Origin of the sequence: Pseudomonas machongensis (genome assembly GCF_034961125.1) — a bacterium.
Lineage (GTDB): Bacteria > Pseudomonadota > Gammaproteobacteria > Pseudomonadales > Pseudomonadaceae > Aquipseudomonas > Aquipseudomonas machongensis.
Window position 1 is genome coordinate 357,186 of the sequence record NZ_JAYFUI010000187.1, and the last position, 25,768, is coordinate 382,953.

The following is a 25,768-nucleotide window of genomic DNA, read 5'->3' on the forward strand; positions in this document are numbered from 1 at the left end:
GCGTGCGCAATTTGATTAACTGAGTGTACGAAAAGAGGTCATTGATGAAGATCACAGTTTCCAAGGGGATGGCGATTGCATTCGTCATATTGTGCAGCGGTTGTAAAACGATGGATCAACGATTGGATGAGTGTCAGGCGTACGGTGTAAGCCGGGACGTCTGTTATCAAGCCGAACGTGATGATATGCGCAGCGAACGTGAACATGCCGGTGAACGGTTTGACCGTGCGGTACGGGATGCAGAGAACGTCAAGAAACGCCGCAAGCATTCAAACTGAACCCGCCATTCGTCGAGGCACCGCAACGTGATCTGGGATAACAAACTCTTTCTTTGCATAAGTGCACTGATCTTCATGCTGCTCTGCACGGAGTGGTTGCACAGCTCGCACCTTGAGGAGGGTGCGCCATCTCAAAGTCAAAGTTACGAGCAGCCATTCGACACTGTGCCGCTGGTGAGCGTGCACGTTGCCGGTAAGTATTACAACTTTCTCCTCGACAGTGGTGTCCCGGTGGTGCTCCTTGACAGGCAGTTGGCTCGTCAGGTCACAGTGCCCTTGGACACCCGCACCCTCGTCGACAAGACCGTGTACCAGGATCTCACCAAACTTCAGGGTACGCGTGGTGCGGTGGATCCTTCCCGGTTCGACCTTATCAAGCCCGTCGCTTTGAAACTGGGGTCATTCTCGCTTGTAGGCCAGGATGTCTGGGTGTCTACGGATCTATCTCCGCTGAGTGAGGCGATTGGCGTGCAGGTCAGCGGGATACTGGGTGTGGACACGTTCAGGCAGTTCAGTTGGGATGTGTCCAACGAAAAAAAGGTCATCCAGATTACTCAGCGTCCGCTTGAAGTGAGTGCGTTCGATGAGTGCATTGGTTACTCCGATAAATACGGTTCACAGCCGGAGCTCTTGTTGGCAATGGGTGAGCAGCAGGTGCTCATGCCCATTGATACCGGTGCGTCGAGGAGCTATATCGCCAAAGAGCTTGTCGATCACCTGAGCACGGAGAAGGGGGCTCTGCAGGTGAATCCGGGTATGGACGTTGTCGCCAACGCCAACGGAATCTCAGAGTTGTCGCGTTATGTGGTCAATGCCGTCACCCTTAACAATCAGCCACTGGGCATGATGGAAGTGCACGAAGTGCCTGATCGATATGGCGCGGGCATGGATGTGTTGAGTCGCTTCAGTCGCTATGCCTTCATTCCATCGAAGATGATGTTTTGCTACAGCGGACTCAAGCCAGTAGATCCCTTGCCGCTGGCCTATCGTGACATACGGATAAAAGTGCGAGATGGGCAAATCACGCTCGATTACAACACGGTTGACCAGTTGAGGGAGTCGAGTTTGCTCAATGGAGATGTGATCAAGCAGGTCAACGGTCAAGTGTATGTGCCACGTCAAATAGAGACGGTGAGAAATCTATTGAAGACGACCCCGCCTGGGAAACTCAATTTGCACATTCTTCGCAGTCATCAGGTTATGCAGGTCGATTTATAACGCTTGGGCGTGCGGGCGTTGGCAGGACAATTGAAACTGCGTTAACAGTCACCTGACCACGGATCATTTGCCGATGTATCGCGTGAGTGTTTACCGTTGCGCGTGTGCAATCCCGTTCCAGGTGACGCAGTGCGGTCCGAGGAGGCAGTAACCACAGGTGCGGCACTGATAAGAACATCGGTGAGTTATAACCAGCGCAGTTCGCGCAACAGTCAATGAGTCGTGAGCGGTTAATGAATTACCTGATTCGAAAAGATCCTGGTTTACCACGGGTACAGGGTGCACACCTGTCCAATCTGCATACCTTTCTGATTGCCGCACGGCACCTGAGCTTTTCCAAGGCTGCCGATGAATTGTTCCTGACCGCAAGCGCTGTAAGCCATCGGATTGCCCGACTGGAGGAAGGCCTGAAGCTGAAGCTGTTTCATCGGTTGCCCCGCCAGGTAAGCCTGACGGCCGACGGCGAGCGGTTCTACCAGATCATGCAGAACACCATGGATGCGCTCGACCAGGCCATGCAGTCACGCGCCGATGAACAGGTGCGTGGGCAATTGAGCCTGTATGTGCGTCCTTCCATCGTGCAGTGCTGGCTGATCCCAAGGCTCGCGGGCTTCGTAGAGCAATACCCTGATGTGCAGCTGGATATCCGCGTGGGTAACGAGCGGGTCGACTATCGCACCCGCAGCGTCGACCTTGTGCTGTGTTATTCCGACGGTGATTACCCAGGGCTTGTGAGCAGCCGAATCATGGCCGAGCGCATCGCGCCGGTCTGCAGCCCCGAATATGCCCGCCGCCATGGCCTTGATGGGCGGATGGACGAACTGCAGCGCTGCACCCTGATCCATGACTGCGCCGCCTGGCACAACTCGTCTTTCGACGCCGAGTGGCAACTGTGGCTCAGGGCGGTAGGCAGCGAGGCCCCGTTGAGCTCGCGGTTCCTGACTTTCGACCGTTCCGACCTGTGCATGCTCGCGGCGATCAATCATGCGGGTGTGGCGATAGGCCGCGAACAGTTGGTCAAGAACGCTTTGTCCCGCGGGGAACTGATAGCGCCCTGGGGCAGTTTCCAGCAGGCCAACGATTACGCCTATTACTTGGTGCATCCACCCTTGGATCCGCTGCCAAGGCGTATGCAAGTGCTGGTCGACTGGTTGAAGCAGCATGCCTTTGCGTGAGCGGCCGGCCGACCCTTTCCTCGAATTTGATCCAGACGGAGGTAGACCGATGGCTTCAGAAAATATCCTGGCACTTGCGCTGGTCATGGCGAGCCTTTCGGTCATGTCCGGGCAGTCCGCGTCCAAGCCCTCTGCGCTGCATGCAGGCGAAAAGTCTCGTGCAGCTACCGACGTGGTGGAAGGAGGAGATCACTTTCTGTACTTCGAATCCGACCAGGCCACCTTGAGCCAGGACGATCTGTACGACCTGCAAGCCTTGGGTTGGCAACTGGCGCAGAATCCAGGTCAGCGAGTTTGCATCAGAGGCCATGCCGATCAGTTCGATCAGTACGAGCCCAGTGTGGCGTTATCGCGCGCCAGGGTGCAGATGGTCAGGTATGTCTTGCTCAAGCAGGGGGTGCAGGCTCGGCAGATCGCCACACGGGCGGTCGGCAATCGCCTGCCTATCGAGACCCGGCCAGACGAGCGTCATCAGCAGGTAAATAGACGTGTGGGCGTGACGTGGTCCGAACCGGGCAGGGGAGTGGCATGCCAATGAGGCCGGTTGTTGTTGCGGGGTCGACGTGCGCCGGACTGTTGATCCTTATGCTCATGTACACCGTAGTCGCGTCGTTGCGTCAGGCCGTCATGCCAGAGCAGGACGCTGCCGGTCCCGCGTTGAACGAGCAGACGCCTGCGTTGAGCGAGGTCTGCCAGCGCCTGGACGAGCATGCCTTTGCTGCGTTGGGTACAAGGGTGACGCGCGACCTGCAACGAATGCTCGCCGAGCAAGGCTACTATCGGGAGCCGCTTGATGGATGTGTTGGCAGTGCAACGCAACAAGCGCTCTACAGCTACCAGCGTGACAACGGCCTGGCCGCCACGGGTGCAATCAATGCACCTACCTTGACTCATCTGGGGATACCGGTACCTGCGTGGTTGTTGCACCACAAGGACGCACCCGCCACGCCGGATAACGCTCAGTCGCCCAGCAGCAGCCCGACATCGCCATGAGACCTGCGCAAGCTTCGAGCCCCTGGCGGTTCCGTGTTGCTGTCGCGTTGGTGATGATGCTCTCGGCAGTCTTGTGCATCAGGCTGTTCCAGTTGCAGGTCTCGGGCAGCGCCTTCCTGATCCAGCAGGGCGACTCCAGAAGCCTGCGGCATCTGCAATTGCCGGCGTCCAGAGGCGTGATCACCGATCGCAGGGACCAACCGCTGGCGGTCAGCACGCAGGTCACCACGCTCTGGGCGGACCCGCGGATGCTGCAATCGCAGCGTGCACGCTGGCCGGAACTCGCCAGGCTGTTGGACATGGACCCGGCGAAGCTGAACCGGCAGTTGGACGACAATGCAAAAAAGGCGTTCGTCTACTTGCGCCGACGTCTGCCTCCTGATGACGCGCAACGACGGCTCGACAGTCTGAAGAACGCGGGCATTCAGGGTGTCGCCGGGCTGGAAGAGTCCCAGCGCTTCTATCCGGCCGGCGCGACAGCCGCGCACATCACCGGCTTCACCGATGACAATGACCAGGGCATCGAAGGTGTCGAGCTGGCATTCGATAGCGCGCTTCAAGGCGTACCAGGCATCCGCCAGGTAATCAAGGACCGCAAGGGCAATCTCAGTAGTGATCTTGGTACTGTTCGTCCCGCGCGGCCTGGCCAGACACTGAAGCTGTCGATCGACATGCGCCTGCAGTATTGGGCCTTTCGCGAACTCAAGCGTGGAATCGAACAAGAGGCGGCAACGGCCGGCTCCGCTGTGGTAATGGACATCCGCTCCGGTGAGTTGCTGGCGCTGGTGAGCTTGCCGACCTACAACCCGAACAATCGCGCATCGTTGCCCCGTGAGGCCATGCGCAATCGCGCGCTGACCGATGTCTTCGAGCCAGCGTCGTCAGTGAAACCATTCGCCATGGCGGCGGCGCTCGAAAGTGGCCGCTGGAAGCCTACGGACACCGTGGACGTAGGTGACGGTACGCTCAAGATCGGCCGTTATACCGTGCGCGATGTATCAAGAAGCCAGGGCAGGGTCCTGGGCTTGAGTGATGTCTTGCTGCGCTCGAGCAACGTCGGCATGAGCAAGATCGCCTTCGACATCGGTGGAGAGCGGGTCCATTCCTTGCTGAGCAGGGTCGGCTTTGGCGTCGATACGCAATTGGGTTTTCCGGGTGAGCGGGCTGGAGTCCTGCCTGCGTATCGGGTCTGGAACCCTGCAGAAACCGCCACGCTGTCTTATGGCTATGGCCTGTCCGTCACCGCGGTCCAGCTGGCGAGGGCATACGCAACGCTGGCCAACGAAGGGACGTTGGTGGAGCCGACGCTTGTGGCCCGGCAGCCATCGCAGGGCAGTGCGCAGGTGTTACCTGCCGATGTGGCCAGGGCGATCACCCAGATGCTGACCCGTGTGGTGGAGGCCAATGGTGGCACCTTTCGCGCGCGCGTCCCTGGTTATCAGGTAGCCGGAAAGAGCGGCACCGCCCGGAAGACCGCAGCCGATGCTCGTGGCTATCGAGCCAATGCCTACCAAGGCATCTTCGCCGGATTCGCTCCGGCAAGTGCACCTCGCTTCGTGGTGGTCGTGGTCATCGACGAACCCAGCAAGCGTGGCTATTACGGCGGCCTGGTGGCAGCTCCCGTATTCAGCCGGATCATGGCCGCGGCGCTGCGATTGAACAATGTCCCTGGCGATGGCTTGCGGCCAGCGGTGCAGTAATGAAGCTCAATCATGTACTCAACGGAGGTAACCATGGCGAAGATCGCCCCTGGCGGCAGCATCACGACCATCTTCCTGCTTGCTCTGCTCGCATTCATGGCGACAGGCTGCAACCAGCCCGGCGACTCGCGTGATCGGGTAGATCTGGCGCTCAAGCCTGTGTTGAAGGTCGAGACCCGGAACGGACTGGTCGTGCCAGTGACCATCGGCGGTCAACGTTACAGATTCCTGCTGGCGACGGGTTCGAATTTCACCATCCTCGACCAGCGGCTTGCAGATGACGTGGTCTTGGCTATGGCCCCGAGCGAGATACCGGAAATCTACCGTGAGGGCGTAAAGACCATCAGAGCCACTCTCGGCAGCGACCGGCTTGGCGTCGCTCATCCCTTGCCATTGCAGATTGGTACGCAGACGGTCATTGGAAGTGATCCGTGGCTGACTTTGGATCTTTCCGCCTATGAGCAGCTCATGGGAGTGCGAATCGATGGTCTTCTGGGGATGGATACCTTCAGGCGTTTCAACTGGATCGTCGACAACCTCGAGCAGACGCTGCTCATCGCACAAGGCACGCCGTCGCTCTCCGAATACGACCACTGCAGCGGCTACAGCGATAGTCACGGCAACTCCCCGACGCTCTGGTTCAACTATTCAGGACAACCTGTACCGCTGCAATTGAATACGCTCCTCGAGGAAAACTCGCTGCCGGAGCAAGCGGCTGAAAAGCTCAGGAGCCTGGGTGGCCGGGTGACGGATCTAGCCATCGAAGGCGGGATGACCGTGCCCCTGAATGCCAAACTGTGGGCAGACTTTCGGGTAGACGGGCTGGAGATGGACCACTGGCCTGTGGGTGAGGTGCTCTTCGCCAGCTCTACCGATGACGAACAGGGAGTCGGCATGGATTTCCTGGCGCGATTCGATCGCTACGCCTTGCTGCCATCCGAAATGCTGTTCTGCTTCAACACACGCGCTACCGCTCGACGGTTGTAGATATCGATAGAGCAGCCTATCCACGGTGCATGCTCTGCGCGCATTGCGCCCTGATTATTCACGCTCTTTTCGGAGGCATCCTAAATACAGGATGCCTTGATGTTTCAGAAAATCGACGAACCCAGATTCGGCGTTCAGCGCGTCGCCGTTTATTCATGATGTGCGCGATATCAGGAAGTAACAGCTATGTTCAAAACTACGGACCTCGGCAACTTGGAAGTCGATGGGGTTTTCTGTATCAGTATCCGGGAGCGTTCAGATCGTCGGTCGCTCTTCAACAGCGAGTTTGCCTGCAGCCAATTACCTATCGAATTCCTGCTGGTAGAACGTGACAGTGAATGCCCGGAACGAGGCTGTTTTACTTCTCATGCAGCCTGCGCCCAGTTAGCGTTGAAGCGGGGTTACCAGCGAGTGCTTATTCTGGAAGACGATGCGACGCTGGTGCCGTTCAAGTTGACTCAGGTGTCCCAAATAAACGCGTTCCTGAGCCGCCATGAGCCAGAACTTTTCTACTTGGGCGCCAACCTTGGCAAGGTCTGGCTTACCTGGTGCCGGGGAATCGCACGGGTCCGTGCCAAGGGGACACATGCGTACATCTTGTCCCGCGCGGGTTGTGAGCGCCTGGTGAGTCATGCCCCCTATGCGGGGGAGGCGATTGACAAGGTTTTCTCGAAGCGATTCAAGGCGTTCATGGCGTTCCCGATGTTAAGTCAGCAGCAGTCGGAAAACCTGGCCCCCAGCGACATCGTCACCTCTCGATCACTGGATGGAACCTATCCCGACGACGCCTTCTGGAAAGCCAACTGGCGAAAGCAGTACATCCAGGTGCTTAAGAATATCGGCAAGACGCTGCTGTATCGGGATATGTAGGCCAATGGCCCTGGCGCTGTCGACGACAGCGCCAGGGCCATTATCGGCTTGGCTTTCAGAAGTGTGTAGGCGAAAGGCGGCGAGCCTTGACTGGCTGATCGTCATTGGAAATGGTGACTTCCACACGACGGTTCTGCGCACGGCCAGTGCTATCGGCGTTGTCCGCCACCGGGAACTCCTCACCGTAACCCCTGACCACAATGCGCCGCGGGTCTACCCCAGCGCGCACCAAGGCCGCCTGGACGCTGGTGGCCCGCCGATCGGAGAGCTTCAGATTGTAAGGCGCCGGGCCTTTGCTGTCGGTGAAGCCTTCAACGATCACCTTGCGCTCGGGATTTTCATTCAGGTACTGCGCAAGACGCTCGATGTTGGCTTGGGCACTGGTCCTGAGCGAAGCCTTGTCGAAGTCGAACAGCACATCACCGAAGGTGACCACGGTGCCGCGTGGTGTCTGCTTGGCATTGAGACTTTCGCGCAGCTTTCGAATCTGCGCTTCGCGGGCTTCGAGTTTGGCCTGTGCCCGCAGGGCGCTGGCATTCCTCAGGTCTGCTTCGGCAACACGCAGTGTCACTGTCTGCCTTGCAACCTCTACCCGCTGGTTACCCAGATAGGCCAGGTGACTGACTTTCTGTTCGTCTTCTCCATCGAGGTAGGCCAGGTCAGCCTGGTCCAGAGCTTGCTCGGCCTCCTTGGTCTCGACGGCGGCGACCTGGCTTGCCTGCGGATCGCTCTGCAGCGTGGCGAGGTTCACGCGTGCCTGCTCCAATTGAGCGTTGGGCGCGTGCGAGCAGCCAGCGATAGCGCCCAGTGTCAGCAGGGCGGGGATCAAGATGGTCTTTTGCATGAATGCAGTTCCTTTCAAACACAATAGGTAGGGCGCTGTTTACCGGGCGCTGCGCATGGCCTCGCCGAGGACGTCCTGGGCACCGCGCTGGGCGTCGCTTGCCGCCTTCACAGCCTTGGCGGCCTGGGCTTTGCGCTCTGCTACCCTGGCGTCCCATTCAGCTTGCTCGGCAAGCCTGCGGGCCTCGCTGTTGTCAGCACCGTGCATGGCGATTGCGGCCTGCTTGAGCTTGTCCTGGGCCGCGCGCATCTCGATGGCGGCAAACTCGGTACCCCCTGCGCCGACGGCGGCGTCCACCTGGGACTGGGCGACAGCGTACTGGGCGCTCGGTGAGTCGCTGGCGCAACCTGTGAGCAGGGCGGAACACCCCAATGCCAATATCAATGTGCGCTGCCTGCCGATAAGTACATAGGGCTTTATCATGGCGAATTATTCCTTTACGAGAGTTCAATGTGTGCAGAGGAATCATGCGTGCCGTAAGTTGTAGTTGTTCGGGATTGCTGAAGTTCATCTTGCGCAAAAACTATAAGTACTGCGCGTTAGCGGGTAAATACGTGATATTTGCTCATGTTTGGCGTGATGGTGGTTAAGGCGTTATCGGGTGCGCAGGCATCACGCTATCGATGATGAGCGATCATTTGGCAAATTACTGTTGTTTGGGTTTTTATCGGGTGCATCCATGCCCTGTTCGATAATCTGGAGACCTGATGAAGTCTTGCGTGACACCCACGGCGCGTTTTCGCAACCACCTGAGTATGGCCGCCTGCAGCGCCACGCTGTTGATCCTGAGTCAGGCGGTACTTGCCGGCGGCGCTAATGTGTCTGCAAAGGCTTATGTGTTGATTGACCCCGATGCGAAACAAGTGCTCGCGCAAAAAGACGGGAATCGGCGATTCGAACCCGCCTCCACCACCAAATTGATGACGGCGCTGCTGGTATTCAAGGCGTTGCGTGCCCAGCACATCGACCTGCAGCAAAAGGTGTTCATCAGTGGCTCTGCCTGGAAACAATCGGGCACGACCATGTACCTTCACGCCGGCATGGAGGTCACCGTGGACGATCTGATCAAAGGCCTTCTGGTGCAATCAGGCAACGACGCGGCCTATGTATTGGCTGAGGTGGTAGGCGGTACGGTCGATCAGTTCGTGATCATGATGAATGCCGAGGCGCAACGCCTGGGTATGCTCGATACCCATTTCATGAACCCTGCTGGCCTGCCTGAAGAGGGCCACCTCAGCAGCGCCGTCGACCTGGGTGCCTTGGCGCTGACGTTGGTGAACGGATTTCCTGAATATGCGCACTATTTCGCGATCAAGGAATATCACTATCCCGGAACGCCGACGGCCAATCGCAAGAATCGTAATCCATTGCTGTTCAGCGATCCGAGCGTGACGGGCATGAAGACGGGCTACACCGCGGCAGCAGGTTACTGTCTGGTGGCGACTGCACAGCGGCGAGTCGATGCCACGCATGAGCGCGGCATGCTGCTGGTGCTGCTGGGGGCCGAGAATGAAAAGCGCAGGGCCGAAGAGGCGGCGGGCCTGATCAGTTGGGGCTATCGCGCCTTCGAGCAGGTGCAGGCAGAGCAAGCCGTGACATCTTTCGATCCCATCAAGGTTTGGAAGGGCATGACCAGTCACGTGGAAATTGGATTGCAGGCGCCGGTCACGCTTTCAGTACCTACCGGACAGCAGGCGGGCCTGAGGAGCGAGGTGGAGTATTTCGAGCCGATCATCGCGCCGGTCGAGCAGGGTCAGCAGGTAGGTGTGGTGCGTTGGAGTCTGCTGGGCGGCCTGATCAGAGCCGAGCCGATCATCGCGCAGCATGCCGTACCCGAGGGCGGATGGTTGAGCCGGGCGTGGGGGAGTCTGTGCCTTTGGTTGCACGGCTTGTTGGAGTGAGGCTCGTGGAATGTTGTTAATGCCGGGGACATGTGCACGACGGGTCACCTTAGGCGATGCGTGATCTGCCCCAATGCTGTCAGGCAACTCGTTAGTGTTTCGCAACTGATACTCATGTTCTCGACCTGGCAGGCTCGGCTGTACGGACGGCGCTAGCTTCAGCGAGGAACGATATAAGAATCCTCCTATATATTGGAGGGTGGGTGCAGCTCCAATATTTCCAACCAGTTGAGTCGGGTGGTTGGAATGCTGAGTAAAATTAAATTTGATGTTGACGCTGTTTATTGCATTTCGCTCGATGTGCGCAGCGACAGGCGAGAGTTATTCAGGCGCGGGATCGGTGAGCGACTCGGCCAGCAAGTGATCTTCCACATCGCGCAAAAGGACAGCAACCCACAGCGCGGCTGCTATTTGTCTCATCAGAAACTTGCCCAACAAGCGCTCGATGAGGGGCTCGACAGGATTCTCATCTTTGAGGATGACGCGAAATCCTACGACTTCAAGGCGGGTCGTGTCGCGTGGATAAATCGTTTCATGCGCACGCGACGCTTCGAATCCTTGCACCTGGGTTACAGCATGGGTCGAACGTGGCTGACGTGGTGCCCCTTCATCGCGAGAGGGCGCGTAGTCGCTCTGCATGCCTATGTGCTTTCGCGAGCGGGTTGTGAGATTTTGGCAAAAACTCCCTATGCCGGTATCCCTGTGGACGTGATGTTCAAACAGCGGGTTCGGCAACACTGCGTATTTCCGATGATGTTCCGTCAGCATTCCGCTAGCGAGGCGAGCAGTGATATCGAGGGGGTGATCAAAAACGAAGATGAATGGTGGGAAAACAATTGGCGAAAGCACTGGCGTTCGCCCATAAAAAACTTCTGGCGCACACTATTGCGGCTTGACTTTTAAGTCGGGTGACGATGTGTGGATGTCGACAAGCAGCGGTATTTCGGAACTCTCACTGGCACCGTATTCAGCTTGGCAGGGTCAAGACTATCTAGCCAGGCGTGGGCGTTTTCGGAAGTCATGCTGGCGCCTACTCTTGACTCGATTTCCTATACTTGAATGAGAACGTACAATGAAGCCGTCCTTGAACAAATGCACTCTAGACGCAAAATCATTAACACAGCTCGCCCTGGCACCCCTGCTGGCCGCATTATCGAGTCACGCAAATGCAGCGAATAACTCTAGTGGGTGGGAGCAGGATTATGTTGACGTATCTGCCGCTCGCGAACTAAAACTTTTCGGTCGCGGAGTCGACGTGGGTGTCATTGATCGCGGGTTTCTTCCGCAGCACCCTGCTTTTTTCGGGCTGGATATTCGACCACTGATCAACCGTACCATCATCAATGACATGGCGTTTGACTCGGATCTCTCAATTCCGAAATTCGGTACAGACAAGGAAACCGGACTGCCCACGATTAAAAGTCATGGGGCGAGTGTTAGTGGAATTATCGCATCGCGCACAGAAAGCCTTGGTGCGTTCACATTTGTAGGTGGCGTTGCGCCTGAGTCTCGACTATTTCAAACAGAGGTGGGAGAAGTGGATGAAGACGAGGATGGGTCGGATGACAATGCAGAAGAACCCCCATCCTCCATGCTGACGCCCGGAAAAGAGGAATACTTTTACGGCGCACTGTCCACGCTTCAGCAGAAAGCACCCTCGATTAGAATAATCAGCAATAGTTATAATGATAACCCTATTGGCGAGACGCCCGAATCGGTCGATCTGGCGTACTCAAGAATTGACCCCGCCGCTAAGCACCCCTTCATTGACGAACTCGTCAGTGGCGTGAAAAGTGGGCGCCTATTCACATTCGCTGCAGGTAACGAAAGTAACGTTCAACCTGGGTTGCTCGCGACATTGCCTCGATATAGGCCAGAGCTGGAGAGTGGCTTTCTGAGCGTGGTTGCAGTTGGGGCAGACGGAAGGTTGACGGACTATTCAAATGAGTGCGGCGTTTCAAGAGACTGGTGCTTGGCGGCTCCAGGCGACCTGTATGTGGTGGGCGCGAGCGTGAGCGGCGAGCGTAATGTCGAGTATGTTTATGAGCGGAATGGTGGAACCTCTTTTTCAACTCCGCTGGTGAGTTCAGGTGCAGCATTGATTGCTGAGCGGTTTCCTTATCTGAGTATGGCGCAGGTAAGAATGACGTTGCTCACGACGGCGTCGGATCTTGGCAGTCCTGGTGTTGATAACGAATTCGGTTGGGGGCTGTTAAACCTGGGAAAAGCAATCAAGGGGCCCGCGATGCTCTTTGCCGATCAAACCGTGACGATGAACCCCACCGCGCTTCGCTGGAGTGATCGTGACGTCTGGAGTAACGACATAACGTCTGGCGGCCTACTTACCAAAAGCGGTGCAGGTGCTTTGACCCTTGCAGGCAACAACCGTTTTTCTGGTGTTGCTATAGACCAGGGCGAGTTGGCGCTTGACGGTACCAACCAGTTCTCTACAACCAGCCATGTTCGCAGTGGGCGGCTGGTCGTGAATGGCGCGTTGACGGGCCCAGGACTGACGGTCGCTGAAGGTGGTGAACTGCGCGGCAGGGGCCAGGTGAATGCACCTACCAGATTGGAGGGTACGCTCGTAGTCGAACGGGAGGTCAGCGCACTATCCTTCACTCGCTCGCTGGAACTGTCGACTACCAGCGTCCTCAAGACCACGGACAGCCAACATGCGCCAATCCGCCTTGAAGGGCCAGCGGCATTCGCTAATCTCGGCGGTCGAATTCAGCTCACCGCTGGGTCTACCCATAGCGTTGGAACCGTACAACCGCTCATCGTTGCGAGCCAAGGTGCAGGTTACGGCGGTGGCTTCGATAGCTTGCAACAAGCCCCGGGACTCGCCGAGCGAGGCATGCGATATGACCTGAGATTCCGCCAGCACGCTGTCGATTTGATCTTGGCATCGACAGAGCTGCCCGGCCAAAAAGACTTGAGAGGAAATACGGCGAGAACTGCAAGTGCGCTAAACGCGTTACGAGATCGACCTATCGCACTGCGTGCGGGGGCTTATAACGAATGGCTTCAAAGCAATTTATCGAGAGGCTATCTCGACAACCTGCCTCGCAACGCGGGTGGTCAGGTCTATGCCGACAGTTTAGCGTACTTGAGTCGGCAACCTATCGCCGTAAACAGTGCAATGTCTTCCGAACTTTCCAATGTCTCTCCTGGCCAGACGACTCGATTGTGGATGCAAGGCCTCACCTCTGGACAGCGCAATGAGGGCGGCTCGAGTGCCAGTAACAGCAGAGAGCGAAGCGACGGCATAGCAATTGGCATCATCCAAAAAATCGATGAGCGAAATCAAGGTGGGGCTACGCTAGCCCAGACTAAAGGGCGCGTGAGCAGCGCCGGTGGAAAAGTTGAATTTGATATCACTCAGCTTTCTGTCGGTTTCATTCATGCTTTCGACAGCCTGCAGCAAGGCCCCTACCTGAGCGGTATCCTCGGGGCCGGTTATTTTGATGCTAAGAGTAAAAGGGATCTGACCGGGTTCACGAGTGCAAAAGGGGACAGCAATGGCCAGCTCTATCATGCGAGCATCAACGTTGGGTACCAGCAGCGGTATGCAGAATGGCGTATGGAGCCCAGGGTCGGGCTGGTGGCAACACATACCCAATGGAACGATAGGCGAGAAAAGAACAGCGAGCTGGCGCTGGGCGTGAACAAAGCGAGTAAGGACGCTACCTTCGCTACCGTTGAACTGAGTATTGGGCGCGGCATACCCATGGGCAGTTGGTCACTCGAGCCTGAGCTTAACCTTGGCTACCATCGTTCTTTGAGTTCACGAGGGGCAAGCAGCACCGCTACCCTTGAAGGCATTGAGGTGAAACAGAACTCGGCCGAACAGTCTCGCGATCTTTTAAGTGCAGGCTTGGCCGTGCGTGCGCGTCACGGAAGTGTACAGGCGAGTTTGGCGCTCAAAGAAACCCTCGGAGAAAAGATCGGAAACAGTGCTGGCGCTACGCTTAAATTAAGTTACGAGTTCTGACGCAAGATATATCGTTCTTGACCTGCTCTTCAACTGCTCATGCGGCTTTTGGAGGGCATGATACACACATTGATGATGCTCTCTCGTTTTTTGGAGGCGCTGTAGTATGTGGCTAAAACAACTTCCTTTAGTGATCGGTGCGAGTGTGGTCTGCTTGGTCCTGTCTGCCTGTAATGATCGTGGCAATGAGCGAGAAGATGTTAGTGCGTCATTGGCGGCTCAAGATAAGGCCGATTACAACTGTGAAGGCATGGAGGTGGCTGTAGCCTTCATTGGAGAGGACGCTGCAAATGTTTTCGTCGGTGGCAAACTTTTCACTTTAGAGGAAGAGCGCACAGCTTCAGGGGTCAAGTATTCCGACGGAAAAGGAAATAGTTTCTGGACGGAGGGCGAGGTTGAAGCGTTACTGACATTGAGTGGACAAGGAGATCGTAAATGCACTGCTGTACTTTAGGGATTCTCCGATCAAGTCAGCACCTTTTCGGCATCCCTAAGCCATCCATTTCCGGCTGATGGGCAACGTGTTCGGAGTTTTCCTAGAAAATCGCCAACCCTGTGCTTTGCTAGCCTTGACAGTGCCCTAGTTGAGTGGGTGCTGATACATTCACGACTGTTGATCAACCATCTATTGAGTCGCTATGTTTGATTGGGAAAGCCTCCGTTATTTTATCGCTTTCGTTCGAGAAGGATCATTGGCAGCAGCAGCTCGGTCTTTAGGTGTCGAGCATGCCACGGTTGCAAGAAGGATCTCTGCCCTCGAAACCGCACTGAACATGAAGCTTGTCGACCGGAGAGCGCGCATGTACGCACTCACCGAGGACGGCCTCCGAGTGGGCGAGTATGCAGCGCTGATGGAGTCGGCATCGTTCGCGCTGGAACGCTTTGTCGATGGCGAGGAGTGTCGAGTGGAAGGTGAGGTCGTTTTGTCAGCGCCTCCTGCCTACCTAGGCACTCTGGTAGCTCGCAGATTGGGGGAGCTACGTGAGCGTCATCCTCGACTTCAGATCAGGTTGGTGGGAGCAAAATCGACTGCGTCCTTGGCGAGAAAAGAAACGGATATCGCGATCACTTTCAATCGACCTGAAGAGCGAAGTGTTGTTGCCAAAAACCTGGGAACATTGTGCTTTTACCCTTGTGCAAGCGAGGCCTACTTGACGAAGCGATCTCCTGAATACTTCGAGTTCATTGGCTATGACCAAAGCATGGTGGAGTCAACACAGCAGAGATGGCTTATGGATCATCTCGATGGCCGGGAGCTTTCGGTGACCAGCAACGACTTGCGGATCCAGGCACTCGCAGCAGTTGGGGGAGCGGGAGTGGTTTACCTGCCGGACTTCTTGGCTGCCGAGTATGGGCTTGTGAGAGCTGACAAGGATATCCCTGCCCTTGAGCTTCCAATTTGGCTCGCTTTTCACGAGGACTTGCGAAACTCAGTGAAGATCAGAGTGGTACTCGACTTCCTCATTGAAGGCTTGGCAAAAACCACATCAATGTGAATTTTTTCACACCCCGTTTGCGCCTCCAGCGAATGGGCGTCCATCAGTCCTCTGATTAATCTGGCCCGCAACCAGTTACCAGAGAGACCTCGCTCATGAACAGCACGACACCCCAACAGGGAACACTCGCTGTGTATCGAACAGCATGGATCGTCACCGCGATTTTTATCCTCTCCAACGCCGCTACTCCGCTCTACAGCATCTGGCAGCAGACCTTAGGCTTTACGTCTGGAACCCTGGCCGTGATTTTCGCCTGCTACATCATCGGACTGCTGTTCACTCTGACGGTGGCAGGACAGCTATCCGACCACTACGGACGCAAAGCTCTGCTGCTGCCCTGCATCGGCTTGGCAATCATCGGCGCTATCCTGTTCCACCAGGCCGAAAGCATTGGTGCCCTCATGGCGGCTCGCTTCCTCACCGGTATATCTGTTGGATTGGTGGTATCCGGAGGTATGGCCAACGTCGTTGAGCACGCTCAACCGCACCGAAAGCACTTTGCTTCGTTGATGGCGTCTGTGGCGATGGTTACCGGTGCAGGTGCAGGGCCGTTACTGGCTGGCATCGTCGCGCAGTATTTCGCCACTCCCATTCACACGGTCTTTGAGATTGAGATCGCTCTTCTTTGCCTGGCGTTTTTTGCTCTTTTAGGCCAAAAAAACCGCAAGCTGGGGGTTGGTTCGTTCAAGCTGCGCTTACCAACCGTTCCGAAAGAGAGCGTAGGTATCGTGCTGCTGGGCATCGCTTTCTTTGGGCCCGGCCTCACATCTACTTCGTTCATCCTTTCCTTGGGCCCGAAGCTGATCGCCACGTTCATGGGAATGAGCAGTCCGTTGATTACCGGCTGCATGGCATTCTTCATGTTCATTGTCGCGGTAGGTGTCCAGTTCGCAGCCAAACGATTTGGCCATCGCACGATCTTCACCATTAGCGGGGCGGCCACGATTGCGTCGATGAGTAGCGTCTGGATCGCCATGGAAATGAACTCTGTGTCCTGGCTGATTGCTTCAGCCCTCTTCGCCGGAGCAGGACAAGGGCTAGGCCAATTGGGTGGCCTCACACTTATCGCAGACAATGTCCGCAGCGAGCGGAGGGCTGAAGCCAATGCGATTTTCAATATGGGTGGGTACATTCCAGCTGGAACAATTCCAGTGGTCACCGGCTACTTGATCGACTTCTTCGGATTGTCCACGGGTATCACGACATTGGTAGCCATCATCGGATCCTTGGGATGCTTGGCCCTTATTCATGTCCACTGGCGAAGCCGCACTAGCACCGGGCAGCTTGAGATAGAGCCTGATAAATGTCGTGGCAAGTAGAGCAAGCGTCGAGATATTTGGATTCCATCAAGGTCTGCAAGGATATGACCAGTCGCGTGGAAATTGGGTTGCAGACCCCGGTCACGCTTGCAGTACTTACGGGCAGCATGCCGTACCCGAGGGCGGATGGCTGAGCCGGGCGTGGGGGAATCTGTGCCTTTGGTTGCGTGGCTTCTTGAGGTGATGCTAGCGGCATGCTGACGCCGCAACCATGTGTGCTCCCGCTCACAGTCGTCGACACTTGATTTGACGTAACCCTGTCAGGCAACTAGCTTTCCATGCCTACTTCCTCCGATGCGCTGCGTCTGGGCGATAACACTGACAAGGACTGTTGCGTCATGACCATTCCCCTCAAGCACGGGCTTGCGGCATTGCTCTGCTGCGGTGCAGTTACTGCACAGGCCGAACCTTCCTCGGTCGGCGACTACTGGCTCATCCACCAGCAAGGCGGCATGTACAAGAACGAAGCCTTCGTCGTCGATGGCGAGCCTGCCAATATCTTCCAGCGCCCGGGCGGTATCCGTTCGCTTGGGGTATTCAGGCTTTACGAAGAGGGCGCCAAACCAACCATGACCGCCTATGACGTCGAGGTCGATTGCGCCAAGAATCGTGTGCGCCTCAAGGGTGCGCAGAACGTCGACAAGTTCTACAACGATATCCGGCCGGTGAAGGTCTCCACTCAGTGGCAGAAGAAGCCCGAGACGTGGTTGGCGCAGAGCCGTGACTTTCTTTGCCAGCCAAGCCAGCGCCAGGCCAAGTTCATGATTCCGATGGGCAAGATGCTGCCCACCCAGATGGTGGCTACCGCTCCAGGCCTGTTCCAGTTGCGTAACCGAGAGCATGGCAGGGACCTCATCCTGAAGATGGTCGATCAGGCCTTCGACCAGATGCCCGCCCGGAATGCACCTGCCAAGGAGGTGGTGCGATGAAAACACTGCTCTCGCTGATGATCACCGCACTGCTGCTCGTCGGCTGCTCTGCCATTCCGACCCTGCCCGAAGCCCAGGCCCGCAGTTACTGGAAGAACCGCCCGGTGGCCCAGGCGGTCGATCACTTCGGTACACCCAGCGAGATCGCGCTGGCACCGGAGAAGGACTGGGTGGTGCTGATCTATCGCCGCGACACCTCTTATGTGTCGCGTGAAGCGCTGGGTACCTACACCGGTCCGCAGAACGGCCAACTGGTGCATACCGAGTATTGGGGCGATGTTGTCAACTCGGCCAGCTGTGAAATCCGCGTGGCGGTCAATCGGGCCAGGCAGGTGGATTACCTGCTGACTCGGGGGCGCTGTGGTGGCATCAAGCTCACCCCCAGCGCCTGAGCAAGCCAGCTCGGGGCGCTCAGACCTGCTTCCTGAGCCGTTGCAACTGCTTCCCGTGACACAAGCTCGATGAGAAATTCCCTGCCAGCTTCATCAGGCTGGCAGGGAGTGGCCCCATCAGGCGGCCCGCTGCTCGCCCTTGAGCAACTTTTTCTGGGTTTCCATGGTTTGCCCGAGCTGTTCCAGCATGTCTTTGCCAAGGAGTTTTTTGGCGGTCGGGAAGAGTTCGCCTTCTTCTTCCTCGATGTGATGCTCCAGCAGCTCTTTCATGACCTTGACCCGACCGGCAAACTCAACGGTGCCGGTGTCAGTGCCGAGAAGGTCAGGGATGACGAGGGAGTCGACAGTGCGGTGCTCCTCCTTGGCCTCGTAGTACATCTTCGCTTCTTCCTTGCCCCCGGCTTCCTTGATGGCCGGGTAGAGGATTTCCTCCTCGAGCGCAGTATGAATCTGCAATTCCTGCTCGATTCTCTGCAGTAGCTCGGCACGTTTTTTCACGGCTCGCTCTGTGGTGGCGGACAGTTCTTCAAGAAGCTTCTTCACCAGCTTGTGATCCTGAATCAGCAAATCGATAGCGTTCATGGCGTTACCTCATCACGGGTTGAGAATACAAAACTTGCCTGGGGTTGAGTCACGGCGAAGCGGCGGGGTTCAACGTTCACGATGGGTGGCATCATCGATCCGGGCACAGATCAGCGATGACCAGCGCTGCCCGATTAACAGCCAGATGGATAAGGTCTTGTGATGGGTTGCCAAGTAGAAGGAATTTAGGCGTGGCGTGGAAATCATATGTCATGCGAGAGACATTGAATGCGCCAGATCCTTTCACCCACCCTCAACTGAACAAGAACAAAAGGGGGCTTACATGAGTTGTCTAATCTGCGCGGGTCAGGCTGAGTCCGTCGAATGCATCAGCGGCTGGGAGGAGCGGCGATGCTCCCGATGTGGTTGTTACCGGATGTCCCATTCACTCATTCTGATGATGATGGAAGAGGGGCAGATTTTCGATGCCGAGCGTATGCGCGAATGGCTGATGTCCCATCGCGACAGGATGCCCGTTCCCAGCATCGATCATGCCCAGGCGATATGGGTGCTTTAGTCGGCTGGAATGATCGAGATCTTGCCATTGCGCTCCACGATGGCAAATTTCACCTGCTCGATGTTTTCGATACCCTGGCTATCCCGCGCCGACTCAAGAATGTCGTCTTCCGTGAGGCGCGCGCGGCGCATTCGGTGATGCAGAAAGCGCCCGTTTTCGACGACCAGGGTAGCGTGCCCATCCAGAAGCCGCGCCAAGGGCTTGGAGTTGAGCTTCGCCAACGACAGCCCTACGTCGAGGACGATCAGCGTAGCAATCACCAGCATGGCGTTGGTGAACGAAAAATCCTCACCCAGCAGCGCCTGTTGAGTCGCCTCCCCAATAATCAGCAGCAAGACGAAGTCGAAGGTGGTCAGGTCGGCCAGAGAGCGTCGTCCGGCTACGCGGAATACCAGCATAAGGGCCAGGTACATCCCAGCTGCGCGGAGGATCGAATCCATGACGCACTCCTATGGGTAAAGGAATGTGGAGAAGTGGACAGCGCTTCGGGGGCCTGCCCTGACGACGCCCTCCAGGGTACCCACGTGATCATTTCGAAGCGTCAGGTACAAGGTGGCCACGCCGTCTTTGCGGGTACCCAGTTGCAGTAACAGGGCAGGGCCGTGCGACATCGAACGTTGCGGTTCCGGCTGCATCGTCTCGATACTGGCAGCGCGAAGTAGAGAGCCCTCGAGCTCTACCTCCACCGGCTGCCCAGGCTCGCCTCGAACAGTGATGTAGAGGTTGTCGGTCGTACCACTGCGACTGAGGCGCTGATACTCGACTTTGACACGACCATCCGGGCTGACCACCTCAGCATCGCTGAGCGGGCCGTTGCCGAACAGCCCTGCCAAGGCCAGCAGGACGATGATGACGAGTACATACCAGCCAACGCGCTCGAAGCGCCAGACGCGTTGCTGCATCGACATGTCTTCTTGAACAGGATTGCGTCTGGACGCCCATTCGTCTTCCGGCATGATCCCTTGCCCTCAGGCGCGCTCGCCGCGAAGCCAGCGTCGGTGATAGTGAGCAAGCCGCGTCAGCCCGAACAACGCTCCCTGTCGCATGACCTCAGACCGCTCACCGAAGAAACGTTGGGTACGGGTAAATACGGCTGTGGGCTCCCCGGCAAAAGCCCAGGCAAAGCACAGGGTGCCCGGCGGCACGCCAGACTCAGGCGCGGGCCCCGCGACGCCAGTGGTAGCGATCGCGACATTGGCGTCGCTGTCTCTCAACGCCCCCAGCGCCATTTCCCAGGCTACTGGTTCGCTGGTCAGACCGTAGCGTTCGATGGTTTCGGCGCTGACGCCAAGCAAGCGTTTCTTGGCGCTGGGGGAGTAGACCACATAGCCACTTTCCAGCACCTCCCCGGTGCCGGGCACCGCCGCCAGAAGCGCGACCATGCAACCTGCCGTGCACGACTCTGCAGTCGTCAGGATCAACTTGTTGTCTTTGAGATAGCTGAGGGCAGTCAATACGGGTTCGCTTGCCATACGACATCGACTCGCTCGTTGTTGTGCGGTGGACGCAATCACGCGGTGATTGGTTCAGCGCAATCGGTGTCCACGGCGCAAAACGGTACGTGAGGAAGGGCAGCGAAACGCTGATTCCATCCCGAAAATCAGGAAGTAGGCTCGCCTTCTGGCGAGCCTCTTTTCGTCAGAGGATCGGTTTCCCGCCGGTAACGGCATACCGTGAACCACTGATGTAGCTCGCCTCGTCGGAGCCGAGCAGTACGTAGATTGGCGCGACCTCCACCGGCTGTCCTGGCCGCCCCATAGGGTAGCTGGAGCCGAAGTTTTTTACGGCCTCGTCGGGCATGGTAGCCGGGATCAAAGGCGTCCAGATGGGGCCAGGCGCAACGCTGTTGACTCGAATCCCTTTCTTCCCGAGTAGCTGAGCCAACCCAGCCGTGAAGTTGGCAATGGCGCCCTTGGTCGTGGCGTAGGCCAGCAAACTGGGGGATGGGTCGTCGGAGTTGACCGAACTCGTGTTGATGATCGAGCTGCCCTTGGGCATGGAGGGTAATGCTGCTTTGCATATCCTGAAGATAGCAGTGATGTTGGTATCGAAGGTTTTCACCCATTCCTCATCGCTGATCTCCTCCAGGGTTTCATGGGACATCTGGAAGGCGGCGTTGTTGACCAGGATGTCGATGCGCCCGAACTGTTTGACGGTCTTCTCGACGATGTCATGGCAGTGCTGTTTCTGCGCCAAGTCTCCAGGGAGCAGAAGACATTTTCGACCTGCTGCTTCGACCCAGCGCGCAGTGTCCTGCGCATCTTCATGTTCGTCGAGGTAAGCGATGGCGACGTCAGCACCCTCGCGTGCATAGGCGATGGCGACTGCCCGCCCGATGCCACTGTCAGCACCGGTGATGAGCGCAATCTTGCCTTCCAGGCGGTTGTGGCCGGTATAGGAGTGCTCACCACAATCTGGAGAAGGCTCCATCTTGCGTTGTGAGCCGGGGACGCTTTGCGGTTGCGAAGGAAAGGGCGGCGTAGGGAAGTCTCGCATGGTAAAAGCTCCTGCGGTTGTGCCACGGATTTTTTAAGGCTGATCGTGTCAGCGCGCCTTGCCTTGTTGGGTGTGCTGAGAAAAGGCTCAACCGACCAGCATCTTGATCAGTTGCTCGTTAAATGCCGGGATATCGTCCGGCTGGCGGCTGGTGATCAGGTTGCCATCCACCACTACCTCTTCATCAACCCAGTCACCGCCCGCATTGCGAATATCATCCTGCAGCGTCTTGTAGCTGGTCATCCGCTTGCCTTGGACCAGATCGGTCGATACCAGCAGCCAGGCGCCATGACAGATGACCGCCAATGGCTTGTTTGCTGAATTGTGGCTTTTTACCAGTTTCTGGGCGCCGGGTATCAGTCGGATGGTGTCGGAATTCTGCACGCCGCCCGGCAGCACAATGGCGTCATAGAGATCCAGGTGGGCACTGTCGAACGTTGCATCCACGGCAAACTCGTCTGCCGGCTTGTCATGGTTCCAGCCGCGTACAGTTCCCTCCTTGTCACTCAGGATGTCGACCACGGCGCCAGTTTTTTCCAGGGCTTCACGCGGGCCGGTGAGCTCTATCTGTTCAAACCCGTCAGTGACCAGGAAAGCCACGCGTTTGCCGCTCAGTTGCGCATTCATTGTGAATTCTCCGTTTACGATGGACCTGAAAGGGAAGGCCATTCCATCACCCGCGAAGTTCAAAGACGATGCTTCGAATCGCGTCAAGCTGACCAATGGGCAGCAATTGAAAAAAATTGCAGGCGTGATTGCTGGCGTGGCGTCGTATTTTGCCGCCTGGCGTTTCCTTTGAATTTTTCTCGTCCTTCGTCCCTCACAGGCACATGAGTAATATTGCCGGGAGGCTTTGCTATGCAACCAAAAACCGAAGGTCTTGAAGAGCACGGCCCAAGTGGTGTGCCGTTCATCAACGATCCAGAAAAACCGACTTCACCGCCTTTGAATGACGCTGACGCCACTGGCGCTGCAGAGGCTGAGGAAGACATCGAAGACGATGGCCAATCTCTCTGAGTAAGGGGCATGTGATCGACGAGTATCACCTCAACCCCACCTCTGACGGATTGGAACTGAAGAACGCTAGGCTCTGTACGAAAAGCCTTGATACTCGGTGATGTTGCGTTAAAACAGCCTCGGAATGCTCATTTACAAACCGTAAACTCCGCTTCCTCGGCTGTTTTCGCCTTGCCTGACCTTCGTCTCAAGACTTTTCATACAGAGCCTAGGACGATTGCTCGTTGAAAATCTTATCCAATAAAAGCGCCAGGGCGATCATTCGCCCTGGCACCTTCAACATTGGCCAGCGGCCCTAGCTGTTGCGACCGCCGCCGCGACTGTTTTGTCCGCCCTTGCGGCCAGCCTCCGAGGCGCGTTCACGGTCGTTGGCAAAATTGCCAGGGTTATTCTGGACGTCACGCTCGTCGAATATCTGATAGATCCGCATCCTGAAAAGCGGTCCGACGCCTCATCCACAAGATGAGCGCCGCCCCGGATAGCTGAACCGCAACCCGCGCCTGAGCGCGGGTCTCGGGCAGGGTCTATTTTTTACTCGGCAGTACTGAGCTGAACACTTGCTTGGCAGTCTGGACGATGACACCACCCTGATTCGGATCGCCATGAAGCAACGCGCTGGCGAACTTCTTCGCTTGCTCAAGCTTGATGTGGGGTGGCAACGGCGGGACGTCCGGGTCGGTCTTGAACTCGATCAGCACCGGTCGGTCGGCTGCCAGGGCGCGCTCCCAGGCGCTGGCAATGTCTTCTTCACGCTCCACATAGATGCCTTGCAGGCCAATGGAAATGGCGAACAGGTGATAGGGCACGTCCGGGATCGATTGCGAGGCCTCGAATTTGGGGTCACCTTCCATGACCCGTTGTTCCCAGGTCACCTGGTTGAGGTCTTCGTTGTTGAACACCGCGCAGATCCACTGCGGGTTGTCCCACTGGCGCCAGTACTTGGCAACGGTGATGAGCTCGGCCAGGTTGTTCATCTGCATCGCGCCGTCACCCACCAACGCCACCACCGCGCGCTGAGGGTGGGCGAACTTCGCCGCGATGGCATAAGGTACCGCCGCGCCCATGCTGGCAAGGCCGCCGGATAATGAGCATTGCATCCCTTCGCGGATCTTCAGGTCGCGGGCGAACCAGTTGGCGCACGACCCAGAGTCGCTGGTGACGATGGCGTGATCCGGAAGGCGCGGGGAGAGTTCACATACCACGCGTTGCGGGTTGATCGGGTCGGCCTTGGCCAGCGCGCGCTTTTCCAGGGTCTTGTCCCACTGTGTGCGCCAGCGTTCGACCTTGCCGCGCCAGCGCCGCTCGCTTTTGTGCTGCAGCAAGGGCAGCAATGCTTGCAAGGTTTCGCTGGCATCGCCGACCAGATTGACTTCCATTGGATAGCGCAGGCTGAGCATGTCCGGTTGCAGGTCGATCTGCACGCCACGGGCCTGACCTTCCTTGGGCAGGAACTCGGCATAGGGAAAGCCTGAGCCGATCATCAGCAAGGTGTCGCACTCGTTCATCAACTGGTAGCTCGGTTCCGTACCGAGCAGGCCGATGGCACCGGTGACCCAGGGCAGATCGTCAGGCAGCACGGCCTTGCCCAGCAGTGCCTTGGCCACGCCGGCACCGAGCTTTTCGGCGACATCGATGACCTGCTCGGTGGCCTGCAAGGCGCCGGCACCGACCAGGATCGCCACCTTTTTCCCGGCATTGAGCACCTCGGCCGCCCGCTGCAGGTCAGCGTCGAACGGCACGACCTTGGGCTTGCTGTAGCCGATGCCCGAATGCACCGTGCCGTGTACCCTTGCCGGCTCTTGATAGGGCAGGTCCTGTAAGTCATTGGGCAGGATGATGGCGGTGACTCGGCGTTCGCCGACGGCGGTACGCACTGCACGGTCGAGCAGGTGCCGCACTTGCTCCGGGGTCGAGGCCTGCTGTACGAAGGCTCCGGCCACATCCTTGAACATCGACAACAGGTCCAGCTCTTGCTGGTAATGCCCGCCTAGCGCCGCACGCGCTTGCTGGCCGACGATGGCCAGTACCGGCTGGTGATCCATTCGTGCATCGTAGAGGCCGGTCAGCAGGTGCGAGGCGCCGGGTCCGGAAGTGGCGATGCACACACCGAGCTCACCGGTGAACTTGGCGTGAGCGCTGGCCATGAATGCGGCCATCTCTTCATGGCGGGCCTGGATGAATTCAATCTTCCCGTTGGCTCGGCTCAATGCACCAAATACGCCATTGATGCCGTCCCCCGGGTAGCCGAAGATGCGTCGAACGCCCCACTGGTACAAGCGCTCGACCAGGAAGTCGCCTACCGTCGTTGTCATCGTCTTCTCCCTATCTGTGATCAATAGGGTCTGGACTGGGCCGCGGAGGGTAAAGTTTCAACAGGTTGTAGGTGGTCAGTCCATAGGAACCTCGGCACGGGTATGGCTTCTCAAGGACATTACCAGCCTGATCAGGATGCCCTCATGATTGCCATCGACAGTAGCGCCCAGCCCATCCAGGCCTTGCGATTCGAGGACGACGGCGCGACACCCAATAACCGTTTCCCCGTGTTGCTCTACCAGCTGAAACTTGCGCCTGTGCATGACAACGCCAGCGCGTTCGAGTCCTTGTTCGCCGCTCATCAGTGGACCCCGCTGTGGCGTGCCGGGATTTTCGACTACCATCATTTCCACCCCAATGCACACGAGGTGCTCGGCGTTGCCCGCGGCCAGGCTCGGATCATGCTGGGCGGCGCAGCGGGTCAGGCGCTGACGGTCAAGGCGGGTGATGTTCTGGTTTTGCCGGCAGGGACAGGCCATCGTTGCATCTCGTCCAGCGACGAATTCCTGGTCGTGGGCGCCTATCCCCAAGGGCAGGAAGATTACGATACCCAGCGGCCAGAAACCGGCGCTCACCAGCAGGCGCTGGCGCGTATTGCCCGAGTGCCGCACCCTGAGCAAGACCCGGTGTCTGGCGCACATGGTGCGCTGATGAGGCTCTGGCAGTGATTAGCAGCAAACGCCTGCAGAGCCAACCCGATTGTCAAAAGAACGCCTGGATTTCCGCTTGAGAGAAACCCAGGCGAGATCA

The 25,768-nt window shown here is 57.5% G+C and carries 29 protein-coding genes and 1 pseudogene; 20 read left to right on the forward strand and 10 right to left on the reverse strand.

From position 1 onward, the window contains the following. The first annotated feature begins 44 nt into the window (after positions 1-44). The 8 genes from VA602_RS20460 (at position 45) to VA602_RS20495 (ending at position 7,221) form a co-directional block, all read left to right on the forward strand. Positions 45-278: a hypothetical protein gene (locus VA602_RS20460; RefSeq protein ID WP_156343784.1), complete on the forward strand. Its 234-nt coding sequence runs from the start codon at positions 45-47 to the stop codon at positions 276-278. A 27-nt stretch (positions 279-305) separates the two neighbouring features. Further along, positions 306-1,496 carry a pepsin/retropepsin-like aspartic protease family protein gene (locus VA602_RS20465; protein WP_323454153.1) on the forward strand — a complete coding sequence of 397 codons (1,191 nt, stop codon included), beginning with the start codon at positions 306-308 and terminating at the stop codon, positions 1,494-1,496. Between the two features lie 233 nt (positions 1,497-1,729). After that, a complete protein-coding gene (gene dsdC / locus VA602_RS20470; protein ID WP_323454154.1) occupies positions 1,730-2,671 on the forward strand; it encodes a DNA-binding transcriptional regulator DsdC in 942 nt (313 codons plus the stop codon). Positions 2,672-2,720: 49 nt separating this feature from the next. Beyond that, complete coding sequence (locus tag VA602_RS20475; protein ID WP_323454155.1) at positions 2,721-3,209, forward strand: OmpA family protein; 489 nt, start codon at positions 2,721-2,723, stop codon at positions 3,207-3,209. 53 nt (positions 3,210-3,262) lie between these two features. Continuing rightward, on the forward strand, positions 3,263-3,664 hold the full coding sequence (locus VA602_RS20480; RefSeq protein WP_323454156.1) for a peptidoglycan-binding domain-containing protein: 402 nt from the start codon (positions 3,263-3,265) through the stop codon (positions 3,662-3,664). Next, positions 3,661-5,364 (forward strand): peptidoglycan D,D-transpeptidase FtsI family protein, encoded by a 1,704-nt coding sequence (locus VA602_RS20485; RefSeq protein WP_407682523.1) that lies wholly within the window; start codon positions 3,661-3,663, stop codon positions 5,362-5,364. Before VA602_RS20480 ends, VA602_RS20485 begins: the two co-directional genes overlap by 4 nt. 33 nt (positions 5,365-5,397) lie before the next feature. Continuing rightward, positions 5,398-6,351: a retropepsin-like aspartic protease gene (locus VA602_RS20490; protein ID WP_323454158.1), complete on the forward strand. Its 954-nt coding sequence runs from the start codon at positions 5,398-5,400 to the stop codon at positions 6,349-6,351. A gap of 186 nt (positions 6,352-6,537) precedes the next feature. Continuing rightward, complete coding sequence (locus VA602_RS20495) at positions 6,538-7,221, forward strand: glycosyltransferase family 25 protein (RefSeq protein WP_323454159.1); 684 nt, start codon at positions 6,538-6,540, stop codon at positions 7,219-7,221. Positions 7,222-7,276: 55 nt separating this feature from the next. On the opposite strand, the gene VA602_RS20500 is transcribed toward VA602_RS20495, so the two are convergent. After that, on the reverse strand, positions 7,277-8,065 hold the full coding sequence (locus VA602_RS20500) for an OmpA family protein (protein WP_323454160.1): 789 nt from the start codon (positions 8,063-8,065) through the stop codon (positions 7,277-7,279). 39 nt (positions 8,066-8,104) lie between these two features. After that, the gene (locus tag VA602_RS20505; protein WP_323454161.1) at positions 8,105-8,488 is read right to left on the reverse strand and encodes a DUF4398 domain-containing protein; all 384 of its coding nucleotides are present in this window, start codon (positions 8,486-8,488) and stop codon (positions 8,105-8,107) included. Positions 8,489-8,772: 284 nt separating this feature from the next. On the opposite strand from VA602_RS20505, the gene VA602_RS20510 reads away from it, so the two are divergent. From VA602_RS20510 to VA602_RS20545, 8 genes are all read left to right on the forward strand, one after another. Next, positions 8,773-9,966: a D-alanyl-D-alanine carboxypeptidase family protein gene (locus tag VA602_RS20510; RefSeq protein ID WP_323454162.1), complete on the forward strand. Its 1,194-nt coding sequence runs from the start codon at positions 8,773-8,775 to the stop codon at positions 9,964-9,966. A gap of 249 nt (positions 9,967-10,215) precedes the next feature. After that, on the forward strand, positions 10,216-10,869 hold the full coding sequence (locus tag VA602_RS20515) for a glycosyltransferase family 25 protein (RefSeq protein WP_323454309.1): 654 nt from the start codon (positions 10,216-10,218) through the stop codon (positions 10,867-10,869). Positions 10,870-11,038: 169 nt separating this feature from the next. Then, positions 11,039-13,957 carry a S8 family serine peptidase gene (locus VA602_RS20520; protein WP_323454163.1) on the forward strand — a complete coding sequence of 973 codons (2,919 nt, stop codon included), beginning with the start codon at positions 11,039-11,041 and terminating at the stop codon, positions 13,955-13,957. Between the two features lie 106 nt (positions 13,958-14,063). Then, positions 14,064-14,411: an MliC family protein gene (locus VA602_RS20525; RefSeq protein ID WP_323454164.1), complete on the forward strand. Its 348-nt coding sequence runs from the start codon at positions 14,064-14,066 to the stop codon at positions 14,409-14,411. A gap of 184 nt (positions 14,412-14,595) precedes the next feature. Continuing rightward, positions 14,596-15,453 carry a LysR family transcriptional regulator gene (locus tag VA602_RS20530; protein WP_323454165.1) on the forward strand — a complete coding sequence of 286 codons (858 nt, stop codon included), beginning with the start codon at positions 14,596-14,598 and terminating at the stop codon, positions 15,451-15,453. Positions 15,454-15,548: 95 nt separating this feature from the next. Further along, positions 15,549-16,772, forward strand: a complete 1,224-nt coding sequence (locus VA602_RS20535; RefSeq protein WP_323454166.1) for an MFS transporter — start codon at positions 15,549-15,551, stop codon at positions 16,770-16,772. 338 nt (positions 16,773-17,110) lie between these two features. Continuing rightward, positions 17,111-17,701, forward strand: a complete 591-nt coding sequence (locus VA602_RS20540; RefSeq protein ID WP_151924516.1) for a hypothetical protein — start codon at positions 17,111-17,113, stop codon at positions 17,699-17,701. Next, a complete protein-coding gene (locus tag VA602_RS20545; RefSeq protein WP_063544660.1) occupies positions 17,698-18,093 on the forward strand; it encodes a hypothetical protein in 396 nt (131 codons plus the stop codon). Before VA602_RS20540 ends, VA602_RS20545 begins: the two co-directional genes overlap by 4 nt. A 117-nt stretch (positions 18,094-18,210) precedes the next feature. Here the strand turns inward: VA602_RS20545 and VA602_RS20550 are convergent, their stop codons facing one another. Further along, positions 18,211-18,675, reverse strand: a complete 465-nt coding sequence (locus VA602_RS20550; protein WP_054893723.1) for a hemerythrin domain-containing protein — start codon at positions 18,673-18,675, stop codon at positions 18,211-18,213. A gap of 376 nt (positions 18,676-19,051) precedes the next feature. Between VA602_RS20550 and VA602_RS20555 the strand changes: the two genes are divergently transcribed. Then, on the forward strand, positions 19,052-19,192 hold the full coding sequence (locus VA602_RS20555; protein WP_176717975.1) for a hypothetical protein: 141 nt from the start codon (positions 19,052-19,054) through the stop codon (positions 19,190-19,192). Here VA602_RS20555 and VA602_RS20560 read toward each other — a convergent pair. From VA602_RS20560 to VA602_RS20580, 5 genes are all read right to left on the reverse strand, one after another. Continuing rightward, positions 19,189-19,632, reverse strand: a complete 444-nt coding sequence (locus VA602_RS20560; RefSeq protein ID WP_063544662.1) for a DUF421 domain-containing protein — start codon at positions 19,630-19,632, stop codon at positions 19,189-19,191. The genes VA602_RS20555 and VA602_RS20560 overlap by 4 nt on opposite strands. 9 nt (positions 19,633-19,641) lie before the next feature. Further along, complete coding sequence (locus tag VA602_RS20565; protein WP_323454167.1) at positions 19,642-20,094, reverse strand: hypothetical protein; 453 nt, start codon at positions 20,092-20,094, stop codon at positions 19,642-19,644. Positions 20,095-20,160: 66 nt separating this feature from the next. After that, a complete protein-coding gene (locus tag VA602_RS20570; RefSeq protein WP_323454168.1) occupies positions 20,161-20,664 on the reverse strand; it encodes a CinA family protein in 504 nt (167 codons plus the stop codon). Between the two features lie 166 nt (positions 20,665-20,830). Beyond that, entirely contained in the window at positions 20,831-21,688 is an 858-nt protein-coding gene (locus VA602_RS20575) for an SDR family oxidoreductase (RefSeq protein ID WP_323454169.1), read from the reverse strand. A gap of 87 nt (positions 21,689-21,775) precedes the next feature. Then, positions 21,776-22,315, reverse strand: coding sequence for a type 1 glutamine amidotransferase domain-containing protein (locus VA602_RS20580; protein WP_323454170.1), 540 nt, complete (start codon positions 22,313-22,315; stop codon positions 21,776-21,778). A gap of 19 nt (positions 22,316-22,334) precedes the next feature. On the opposite strand from VA602_RS20580, the gene VA602_RS20585 reads away from it, so the two are divergent. Both VA602_RS20585 and VA602_RS20590 read left to right on the forward strand, forming a co-directional pair. Further along, positions 22,335-22,487 (forward strand): hypothetical protein, encoded by a 153-nt coding sequence (locus tag VA602_RS20585; protein WP_155738204.1) that lies wholly within the window; start codon positions 22,335-22,337, stop codon positions 22,485-22,487. Between the two features lie 59 nt (positions 22,488-22,546). After that, a complete protein-coding gene (locus VA602_RS20590) occupies positions 22,547-22,705 on the forward strand; it encodes a hypothetical protein (RefSeq protein ID WP_172964773.1) in 159 nt (52 codons plus the stop codon). Positions 22,706-23,000: 295 nt separating this feature from the next. On the opposite strand, the pseudogene VA602_RS20595 reads toward VA602_RS20590, so the two are convergent. Beyond that, positions 23,001-23,099 (reverse strand): annotated as a pseudogene (locus tag VA602_RS20595) (general stress protein); the annotation flags it as partial. Positions 23,100-23,229: 130 nt separating this feature from the next. Beyond that, positions 23,230-25,017, reverse strand: coding sequence for a thiamine pyrophosphate-requiring protein (locus tag VA602_RS20600; RefSeq protein WP_323454171.1), 1,788 nt, complete (start codon positions 25,015-25,017; stop codon positions 23,230-23,232). 144 nt (positions 25,018-25,161) lie between these two features. On the opposite strand from VA602_RS20600, the gene VA602_RS20605 reads away from it, so the two are divergent. Continuing rightward, positions 25,162-25,686, forward strand: a complete 525-nt coding sequence (locus VA602_RS20605) for a cupin domain-containing protein (RefSeq protein ID WP_323454172.1) — start codon at positions 25,162-25,164, stop codon at positions 25,684-25,686. Positions 25,687-25,768: the final 82 nt, after the last annotated feature.

Coding starts and splice junctions, on each gene's coding strand:
- VA602_RS20460 (WP_156343784.1), top strand. CDS start 45: ATGAAGATCACAGTTTCCAAGGGGATGGCGATTGCATTCGTCATATTG.
- dsdC (WP_323454154.1), top strand. CDS start 1,730: ATGAATTACCTGATTCGAAAAGATCCTGGTTTACCACGGGTACAGGGT.
- VA602_RS20475 (WP_323454155.1), top strand. CDS start 2,721: ATGGCTTCAGAAAATATCCTGGCACTTGCGCTGGTCATGGCGAGCCTT.
- VA602_RS20480 (WP_323454156.1), top strand. CDS start 3,263: ATGTACACCGTAGTCGCGTCGTTGCGTCAGGCCGTCATGCCAGAGCAG.
- VA602_RS20485 (WP_407682523.1), top strand. CDS start 3,661: ATGAGACCTGCGCAAGCTTCGAGCCCCTGGCGGTTCCGTGTTGCTGTC.
- VA602_RS20490 (WP_323454158.1), top strand. CDS start 5,398: ATGGCGAAGATCGCCCCTGGCGGCAGCATCACGACCATCTTCCTGCTT.
- VA602_RS20495 (WP_323454159.1), top strand. CDS start 6,538: ATGTTCAAAACTACGGACCTCGGCAACTTGGAAGTCGATGGGGTTTTC.
- VA602_RS20500 (WP_323454160.1), bottom strand. CDS start 8,065: ATGCAAAAGACCATCTTGATCCCCGCCCTGCTGACACTGGGCGCTATC.
- VA602_RS20505 (WP_323454161.1), bottom strand. CDS start 8,488: ATGATAAAGCCCTATGTACTTATCGGCAGGCAGCGCACATTGATATTG.
- VA602_RS20510 (WP_323454162.1), top strand. CDS start 8,773: ATGAAGTCTTGCGTGACACCCACGGCGCGTTTTCGCAACCACCTGAGT.
- VA602_RS20520 (WP_323454163.1), top strand. CDS start 11,039: ATGAAGCCGTCCTTGAACAAATGCACTCTAGACGCAAAATCATTAACA.
- VA602_RS20525 (WP_323454164.1), top strand. CDS start 14,064: ATGTGGCTAAAACAACTTCCTTTAGTGATCGGTGCGAGTGTGGTCTGC.
- VA602_RS20530 (WP_323454165.1), top strand. CDS start 14,596: ATGTTTGATTGGGAAAGCCTCCGTTATTTTATCGCTTTCGTTCGAGAA.
- VA602_RS20535 (WP_323454166.1), top strand. CDS start 15,549: ATGAACAGCACGACACCCCAACAGGGAACACTCGCTGTGTATCGAACA.
- VA602_RS20540 (WP_151924516.1), top strand. CDS start 17,111: ATGACCATTCCCCTCAAGCACGGGCTTGCGGCATTGCTCTGCTGCGGT.
- VA602_RS20545 (WP_063544660.1), top strand. CDS start 17,698: ATGAAAACACTGCTCTCGCTGATGATCACCGCACTGCTGCTCGTCGGC.
- VA602_RS20550 (WP_054893723.1), bottom strand. CDS start 18,675: ATGAACGCTATCGATTTGCTGATTCAGGATCACAAGCTGGTGAAGAAG.
- VA602_RS20555 (WP_176717975.1), top strand. CDS start 19,052: ATGTCCCATTCACTCATTCTGATGATGATGGAAGAGGGGCAGATTTTC.
- VA602_RS20560 (WP_063544662.1), bottom strand. CDS start 19,632: ATGGATTCGATCCTCCGCGCAGCTGGGATGTACCTGGCCCTTATGCTG.
- VA602_RS20565 (WP_323454167.1), bottom strand. CDS start 20,094: ATGCAGCAACGCGTCTGGCGCTTCGAGCGCGTTGGCTGGTATGTACTC.
- VA602_RS20570 (WP_323454168.1), bottom strand. CDS start 20,664: ATGGCAAGCGAACCCGTATTGACTGCCCTCAGCTATCTCAAAGACAAC.
- VA602_RS20575 (WP_323454169.1), bottom strand. CDS start 21,688: ATGCGAGACTTCCCTACGCCGCCCTTTCCTTCGCAACCGCAAAGCGTC.
- VA602_RS20580 (WP_323454170.1), bottom strand. CDS start 22,315: ATGAATGCGCAACTGAGCGGCAAACGCGTGGCTTTCCTGGTCACTGAC.
- VA602_RS20585 (WP_155738204.1), top strand. CDS start 22,335: ATGGACCTGAAAGGGAAGGCCATTCCATCACCCGCGAAGTTCAAAGAC.
- VA602_RS20590 (WP_172964773.1), top strand. CDS start 22,547: ATGCAACCAAAAACCGAAGGTCTTGAAGAGCACGGCCCAAGTGGTGTG.
- VA602_RS20600 (WP_323454171.1), bottom strand. CDS start 25,017: ATGACAACGACGGTAGGCGACTTCCTGGTCGAGCGCTTGTACCAGTGG.
- VA602_RS20605 (WP_323454172.1), top strand. CDS start 25,162: ATGATTGCCATCGACAGTAGCGCCCAGCCCATCCAGGCCTTGCGATTC.